We start from the raw sequence: 7613 nt of genomic DNA on the forward strand, positions 1-7613 counted from the left end.
AAATAGTTATAATTAATATAAGCTCAATAGTAAGTATGTACCCTTGTTGATAATGCTTTTTCATATCAGGCTCCTATAACACTTCTACAAGCATTTTAAGTACGTTCATTACTTGTAATGCTGCGGGAAAAAACACCAATACTAAAAACATCGGAAAACAAATTAAGATAATGGGAAAGGTTGTGTGCATCGCTTTTTTGTTTACCTTTTTAGCGAGTAAAATGTTCTTTTTTAAAGCTAGGCCTTCAAGTTGAGCCTCTACTGCTTGGATAAGTGGCGTACCAAGTTTTGACCCTATTAACATTAAGTTTGCGAGTTTTTTAATTCCTAATACGCCGGTTCTTTCAAAAAGTGAATTAAATGCAAATTCACGATCTTTACCTGCACTTAGTTCGAATAAAAATAACTTTAGCTCTTTGTATAATGGGTGTTTTTGACTCAATCCATGATCAACCGCCAGTGCAAATGAACGTTCTAGCGAAAACCCGGCGCGCATGTAAACCAGTAACACCCGTAAAAAAAACTCTAAGCTGTTATTTATAGTGGTTTGACGTTGATTTTTACGTAATAAAAACCAGCATTCGGGTGCAAAAAAACACATAAAACACAATAATAATTTAATCGATTGGCTCAGCTCATACCCTGTTAGCTCTATAACCGTAAATGCACTAAAAGTAGCAGCCACTTTAAAGCAGTACAGGCTTATTAATATTTTATTAATTTGAATCCCTGCTTGTCTTAGTTGACGTTTAGAGATGATAATTAGCGGATACCAGTTAATGTTTTTAGTATCGGGTTTATCTAATTCGACTTTAAGCGATTGCCTATGAATATGGATAAATGAGCCCATACTTACTAAAAGCCCGATAAGTAAAAGTATATCAATCATAATGTTACCCTTAAGCTAAGGCGTAGCCATAAAAAGCCAAATAGCTGACAAAGAAGCGCAACCGTTATAAATGCAATCCCATTAGGATCGTTTAATAATGGTTCAAACCAGGTTGGATCGGTATAGCTAAATAAAGGAATTAGTGCGTAAGGTAAAAAACCACTAAACACAGCAGCGTATTTAGTACCGGAAAGCTTAGCTTTCAGCTGTTGGCGGTCGAGAGTTATTAGCGACATCATGTTGCATACGCTTTTTAGCATGTCGGTCAAATCGCACTGGCTTTGTGTATGTGTAATGATGCTATGAGCAAACAATCTTACGGTTTCGCAGTTGTATCTTTCAATTAATGGGGCAAACGACGTTTCGGCATCACTACCCATGCTCATGCGTTGTATTAGTAAGGTGCTTTGTTTTTTTATATATGGGTCTGCATGTTCATCAGCAAACTGCATTGATTGCTGTAGCGATAGCCCTGTGCTTAAACACGATTGTACGGTTTCAATAAATTCTAAAAAGTGATGCTCAAATTTTGCTAATTTATAATGAGCCAAGTCAATCACAGTTATAAAACAGGTTACAAAAACCACGATTGAAATAATAAACGCGCTGGTTGATGCCTCTGGGTAATATAATTTAGCTAAAAACCAGGAGCTACTAGAGAGCGAGCACGCCATGCTTATAAACCAGGCGTTACTAATATTTAAACCAAGCACTCGTAGTGACAGAGTAAGGACATCTTTTTCTTCTAAAATATCTGCTTTTTTAGTGCTTTGGTTGCTTTTATTATTCACATACAAAGAAGCCAATACACTCGCAGCCAGTACAAAAGTTATAACCGCCGCAATAGCTAATAAATAATCAAGTTTAGTCATTGTTAGCCTCCGGGTTATTGTGCAGTAATGCTTTCAATTCTTGTGCATTTGCGCCTTGACCTTTCATAAACTCAATAACACTTGAGTTATCTATTAAATCACTTTGTACTGGTTCTGCTTCGTTAATACTATAAAGCGGGCTAAATTGTGCCCCGCCATTAACACGCTTAATTTCACCAATACTTTTTAGAGTGCGGATGCCATTAGTTGAGCGAGAAACATGAACTATGAGCTGAATACTCGACGCGATTAGCGAACTTGTATGGGTATCGCTCAGTTGTGCATTGTGTAACTGCACTAAGGTAGATAAACGAATAACGGCATCATTTGCACTGTTAGCATGTATGGTCGTCATCGAACCTTGGTGGCCACAGTTCATTGCTTGGAGCATATCGATTACTTCGCCTGAGCGTACCTCACCTACAAGTATTCTATCTGCGCGCATTCTAAGGGCTGCTTTTACTAAATCTCTTAGGCTTACTGCACCTTTACCATCGCTGTTAGTGTCGTGGGCTTCCAATTGCACAACATGGTTGTGATGCAAATTAAGCTCAGCGCTTTCTTCAATGGTTACAACACGTTCGTTTGGATTAATTGAGTTAGCAAGTACGTTTAATAATGAGGTTTTACCTGCACCTGCATTGCCACACACTAAAATATTAACGCCTGTTTTAACTGCGCTTTTTAAAAATGATAAGATGTTTTTATCTAAAAAATGATTATTAACTAAAAAGTCATCGTTTATTTTTTTATGATTAAACTTACGAATCGATACAATCGCGGCGCTGGTACACGCAGGCGGTACAATAATATGAACTCGGCTACCATCTTTTAGTTTGCCATCAACAATCGGCATAAGCGCATTGACTTGTCGGCCACAACCATCAAGTAAGCGATCAACAAATCGGCGTAAATGGCGTTCGTCATCAAACTTACTGGCAGTGCAAAGTAGTTTGCCTTGTTTATCAATCCATATATCTTGCGTGTCGTTTATTAAAATATCACTAACCTGATCGTCCAGCATAAACTGTGCAATAGGACCCAGACCCTGAATTTCATCAAATACAGCCTGAACAACCTGCTCTTTTTGATGCTGATTAAATGAAGATTGATTGAATTGTGGGATTTCACTGCACAATGCAGAGATTTTTTCGAGAACATTACTTGATAAAAGCGCGGTTGGTTCTTGTTCGTACTCTTCGATAACGGCATCATGCAATAGCTTTTTAAGCTCTTCAAAGGTACTTAAACTGGTTTGAACTTCTTCATGTTTGCTTGATAAATTAAACATAAAAACTCACTTAGCTACATATACAGCTTCATTTTTAACGCCTTTAACCACTTCGATTGTGCGACTGGTTTGTAAGCGTGAAAAGTTTTGCAAACGACCTTGTTCAATGTCATAAGCGCTATGCACAATAATTGAAACTTTGTCAGCGTTATCTATACCCGCCAACGAATAAACATCTTTTGGAAGTACCGCGAGGACTAATGAAACACCGCCCGCAGCAGAATTAGACTCTTTAGCTAAATTATCCATTACGCCACTTTTAGCAGCTTGCGATTTAGGACCTTTTGAAACACCAATAAGCTGTACATCACGGGCAACGGTTCTTACTAAGCGATTAGTTTTAGCGACTATGTCGAGTCGGTCACCTTTGTGTATGCGCGAAAGCGGAATATCCAAGGTGTTTAGTTTTAAAGTATATAAAACACGCCCTGCCGGTATGGCTTCTGATAAATTTTGGCTTTTCGCTCTGATAAAATCTGTGTCAAATAATGGTTGTTCAACCATTTTATTAGTTGCTAATTTTTGACCAATTAATGCACGTGGGTTTTGAACGCTCAGTGCAATATTTGAATAGTTACTTGGATCTATACTCTTTTGCTCAACATCGTGAACGGTTACTGTTTGACCGGCCGACATATTTTTGTTTACTACCCAAGCTGTTACGCTATTTTCATCGTTTACCTGTCTAATACCCAAAGCCGAAGCTAACATGCCAGAGGTGATGAGTAATGTGAGAGCCGCTGTGGTTGCGCCTTTGTTACTTTTACTTTTCATAATATTCCTCCGGAGTAACTTTCACTGCCACAATTTTGTGGCAGTGAGCCTTAAGCTTGGTATTCAAACCTGGTTACCTTGCGTTAGTTACCTTGTGAACCGCCTGCTGCTGTACGTGTTGCAGCATCGCCGCTTGGTGTAGCATTAACAAGTGCGGCACTTTCACTAAAGTCTGATGCAACAAAAGTGAATGAACTACCATCGCCTGCGTACACGTCAACTGAATCTACAAACCCAGAGCCAGACACTTCAGCTGTGCCTTCGGCGTTAATCATCCCGTCAAATACATAGCTTTGGTCAAGTGAGCCAATTGCTTCAGCTACATCTTCAAGCTCGCTGGTTACAGAGTCACGTAATGTAGATAAACCAATTACAAGTGCTGCTACCATTGATGTAGAAAGAATGATTAGCTCTGACGTTAGTACAAAACCTTTTTGCTTTTTGCCATTTAAGTTATGTTTAATAGTTTTCATAATCGTAGCCTTTAAATTAAGAGAGCTTATGCTCACTTTATATATAGCGAGGACCATGCCAATTGAAAATGGCTATTAAATACAGGTGGTTATAGTTTTTATGTGTGTGTTTTTTAGCTTTTTTTATTTTTGATTTGCAAAATGCAAATCAATATTAAAATGAGACTTGTGAGATTACGTATAAAACGTAGGATGAGCGAAAGCTTTACTCCTATTTTTAATAAATAATAAAGTGGTTTTGGCTCCTTAATAATGCCAAATTGTAGGCATAAAAAAAGGCCCTGAGGCCTTAAGAGTAGCAATTACCTAAAACGGAGAGTTTTCCGCGCCTAGCAAGTGCTTTTTGATGCGTGGGTTCTGCACGTAAAACTTGCTCATAGTAGCCACAGGCCAATAAATTATTAGCATTCGCTTCTTCAATTAACCCTTTATGGTAAAAATAGGCGGTGCTATTTAAACCAAACTTAACCGAAAGCTCTAAGTAATTTGAAGCTATAACGTAACTGCCCTGAGCATAATGTATAGAGGCCATTTGTAGGTATGGTGAAGCATGTGTACCAAAAACATCAACGCCGTATTGGGCAATGCTTTTTGCTTTAGCTAAATTACCTTGCTCTATTGCTAACGTAACCCCTAAAGTAATTGCGTTTAACGGCGGGTTAGCTTTATTAAGCAAAGTGTTTATAACCTGTTGAGACTGATTAGCACGGCCACTTTTATAAAGTACATATGCCGATATTGAAAGTATTGCCGTGTTATCGGGGTGTTCAAGCATTAACTGATTCACCTCATGCACAAGGTTCAAACAGTCACTTGCATTAATACCTTCGCACATTAACGGTAGGGCATTTAATTGGTATTTTTTTACTATGTCACCCAATGCGTTGTAAGGATTTACTGTTGGCTTGTAATCAATATGAGCGCAACCCGATAAAGTAAGCAGTAAAATAATATAAAATATTTTCATAGCCCTTGCTCCTGTATGTAGCTAAGTACCTGGGTGTCTATATTTGCGTGTTCCCACGAACGTAATGTGTTAATTGGTTCACGCACCAGATTTGGAGTTACAACAATTATCAGCTCACGGTTGTTTTCACTTTTGCTGGTTGTTTCACTTAACTTTCCAAGCATACTATTGCCGTTGCCATCAGGTACAAAGTCGTGGCTTGCATTGTTATCAGTGCTAATTAAGCCACCAATGATAAGAGGCTGCCCATCTTTTAAACGCGTTGACGTTTGCATGCTGCGTGTATTAAATGCACTACTGTTTAAACTGCTGCCTGTGCTTTGTGCAATTTCGGCTGTTAACGTGGTATCGGGTAGTGAAATTACTGGGTTTAGATCAAGTGTTATTCTGTCTTTGTCGTCAACCATAGCGCGTACATTTAATTCAACTCCGAATGATTTAAATTCCGTACCGCTAAACACCGACCCACTACTACCTTGCTGACCGCTTGTAATGCCAGATGGGCTATAACTTGTAGGTACAGGTACTTCACCACCGACTTTAAACACGGCACTTTCACCGGCTAAAACCGTGATTGTAGGGCGAGAAAGCGTTCGCGAAATACCTTCTTGTTCAAGTAATGAAAACAACATATCAATGGCAAACTGTGAGGTAGAAAGCTGTAAGTTATTAGTTAATTGACCACCAATTAATTGCAGTGCATTTTCTATTGTTGCAGAGCCAGATTCGCGATTAATCATACCGTCACGGCCAAACAAGCCTGCTTCTTTTTCGTATCCATTTGAGAGCACACTAATATCTGGGCGCCATTGCTTTAACCTACGTTGATTTACTTCGTATAATTGCACCGACACACGAACTTGCGGTAAATCTTCAACTTCAATGCTCGACAAAACTTTACCGCCAGCCACTGAAAGAAGCGTTGCTCTTGCAATATTAGAACTCACATTACTTAAGTTTAATCCTGATGTAGCATCGTTTATTAACCCGCCCGACTCGTTGGCAAGTACTTCAATACCAGAGCTTTTATCCTGCGTTGCGCCGCCCATTAAGTTATTAGGATCAAGAGGAGAACCCTGAGTTTGTAATGCTTGCTCTGGTTCGAATAATTTATTAATTGTATTTAATAAGCGCACTAGCTTTATTTGATTTTTTACAGAGCCTGACAGTAAAAATACATCGCTATCATCATTTGATAGCTCATCAACCGAGATGCGTTTAATGGTCACTTTATCTGCGCCCATTGATTTAATTACTTCGCTAATACGTTCTTCTTTTGGCTTGGGTGCTTGAGTTACTTTTATTAAATTAATAATAGCGACTTTGCTCGAGTTTTGAGAGGTACCACCGTTTGCGTTACCCAATCCTTGCAAGCGTTGAGCGAGAGAATTAAACATTCCTTGGTTAGGGTTTGAGGTAATAACGGGTTGTGATGCTTGTGAGCTACTGGCGTATAGATAGTTTTTTGCAGCTTCATAAGCGGCATGACGATAATTTATAGTAGGTACTTCACCGCGTAATACAACAGCATGGCGATCAGGTGCTATGGTTAGTTGCACGTCAGGGTGAATATCGTTGAGGGCATTTTCCAGTACGCTATAGTCTTCGGTAACACCAAGTAAAAATGTTTCCGAGCTTTTATCGTCGTACCACACCATCATAGATGTACGGCCTAACTTTTTAGCTAAAATTAGTAGCTCGCGACCATTAACCACGTTCACATCAAGCGTTGTTTCGTGGCCAAGTGCTATACGCGAAATATCACGGGTAAACACAAAGCGAGTATGTGTCCATTTAACTAAGTGTGATACTTTTTGTACCCGCTCACCATTTGCATTTTCTATATAATCTAAATGACTTTCACTGCCTACGGCGCTAAAAGATATTAGTAATAGTATAAAAGTAAATTTTAACATAAGCCTTTCCCTCAATTTGCTTAATGTATAGGTAGCAAGTATGAGACCAAGGGTTTTTATTTTTATTATCAGTAGATTGAAGTTTATAAATGTGGTTTTTATTATTTTGATTCGCAAATTGCAAATCAATAATTCATGAAGGGTTTAACCAAGAAATGAGAGTAGAGGCAGGTGGCGCAAAGCGAATAAAATAGGCTCTGCGCTAATTTTAGTTAATGCAAAGCAGCTGTAAATGGGATGCTTTCACAGATTTTAGCTTCTGCTGTAAGTAACTCTTCTAGGCGAGTATCAACTTCTTCTTTATCAAAGTATTCGTAAGCAAGCTCTACAAAAAGATTTTTATGTTTTTCTTCTGACTTGGCAATCGCAACATAAAAGTCTTTTTCTTTACCCTCGGGAAGTGCTTGTGCTACTAAAGAAAAACGCTCGTG

General features: G+C 38.7%; 8 protein-coding genes. All 8 read right to left on the reverse strand.

All coding sequences use genetic code 11. The features are described from left to right. Positions 1-73: 73 nt before the first annotated feature. Complete coding sequence (locus H5072_RS07435; protein ID WP_169043649.1) at positions 74-889, reverse strand: type II secretion system F family protein; 816 nt, start codon at positions 887-889, stop codon at positions 74-76. Continuing rightward, positions 886-1761, reverse strand: coding sequence for a type II secretion system F family protein (locus tag H5072_RS07440; RefSeq protein WP_182693151.1), 876 nt, complete (start codon positions 1759-1761; stop codon positions 886-888). Before H5072_RS07440 ends, H5072_RS07435 begins: the two co-directional genes overlap by 4 nt. Then, on the reverse strand, positions 1754-3052 hold the full coding sequence (locus H5072_RS07445; protein WP_182693152.1) for a CpaF family protein: 1299 nt from the start codon (positions 3050-3052) through the stop codon (positions 1754-1756). The genes H5072_RS07440 and H5072_RS07445 overlap by 8 nt, the downstream gene beginning before the upstream one ends. A 6-nt stretch (positions 3053-3058) precedes the next feature. Beyond that, positions 3059-3826, reverse strand: coding sequence for a hypothetical protein (locus H5072_RS07450; RefSeq protein WP_007586678.1), 768 nt, complete (start codon positions 3824-3826; stop codon positions 3059-3061). Positions 3827-3909: 83 nt separating this feature from the next. After that, positions 3910-4299 (reverse strand): hypothetical protein, encoded by a 390-nt coding sequence (locus tag H5072_RS07455; protein ID WP_076925982.1) that lies wholly within the window; start codon positions 4297-4299, stop codon positions 3910-3912. A gap of 289 nt (positions 4300-4588) precedes the next feature. Then, the gene (locus H5072_RS07460; protein ID WP_182693153.1) at positions 4589-5266 is read right to left on the reverse strand and encodes a lipopolysaccharide assembly protein LapB; all 678 of its coding nucleotides are present in this window, start codon (positions 5264-5266) and stop codon (positions 4589-4591) included. Then, complete coding sequence (locus tag H5072_RS07465; RefSeq protein WP_182693154.1) at positions 5263-7182, reverse strand: pilus assembly protein N-terminal domain-containing protein; 1920 nt, start codon at positions 7180-7182, stop codon at positions 5263-5265. Before H5072_RS07465 ends, H5072_RS07460 begins: the two co-directional genes overlap by 4 nt. Positions 7183-7394: 212 nt before the next feature. Further along, on the reverse strand, positions 7395-7613 hold a 219-nt coding region (miaE, locus tag H5072_RS07470), incomplete at its 5' end, for a tRNA isopentenyl-2-thiomethyl-A-37 hydroxylase MiaE (protein WP_310735874.1).

The organism is Pseudoalteromonas sp. SR45-5, assembly GCF_014163565.1.
Classification (GTDB): Bacteria; Pseudomonadota; Gammaproteobacteria; order Enterobacterales; family Alteromonadaceae; genus Pseudoalteromonas; species Pseudoalteromonas distincta.

What these genes read in the sequence shown, in the direction of transcription:
- H5072_RS07445 (WP_182693152.1), bottom strand. Translation starts at nt 3,052, where the DNA reads ATGTTTAATTTATCAAGCAAACATGAAGAAGTTCAAACCAGTTTAAGT.
- H5072_RS07440 (WP_182693151.1), bottom strand. Translation starts at nt 1,761, where the DNA reads ATGACTAAACTTGATTATTTATTAGCTATTGCGGCGGTTATAACTTTT.
- H5072_RS07435 (WP_169043649.1), bottom strand. Translation starts at nt 889, where the DNA reads ATGATTGATATACTTTTACTTATCGGGCTTTTAGTAAGTATGGGCTCA.
- H5072_RS07455 (WP_076925982.1), bottom strand. Translation starts at nt 4,299, where the DNA reads ATGAAAACTATTAAACATAACTTAAATGGCAAAAAGCAAAAAGGTTTT.
- H5072_RS07460 (WP_182693153.1), bottom strand. Translation starts at nt 5,266, where the DNA reads ATGAAAATATTTTATATTATTTTACTGCTTACTTTATCGGGTTGCGCT.
- H5072_RS07465 (WP_182693154.1), bottom strand. Translation starts at nt 7,182, where the DNA reads ATGTTAAAATTTACTTTTATACTATTACTAATATCTTTTAGCGCCGTA.
- H5072_RS07450 (WP_007586678.1), bottom strand. Translation starts at nt 3,826, where the DNA reads ATGAAAAGTAAAAGTAACAAAGGCGCAACCACAGCGGCTCTCACATTA.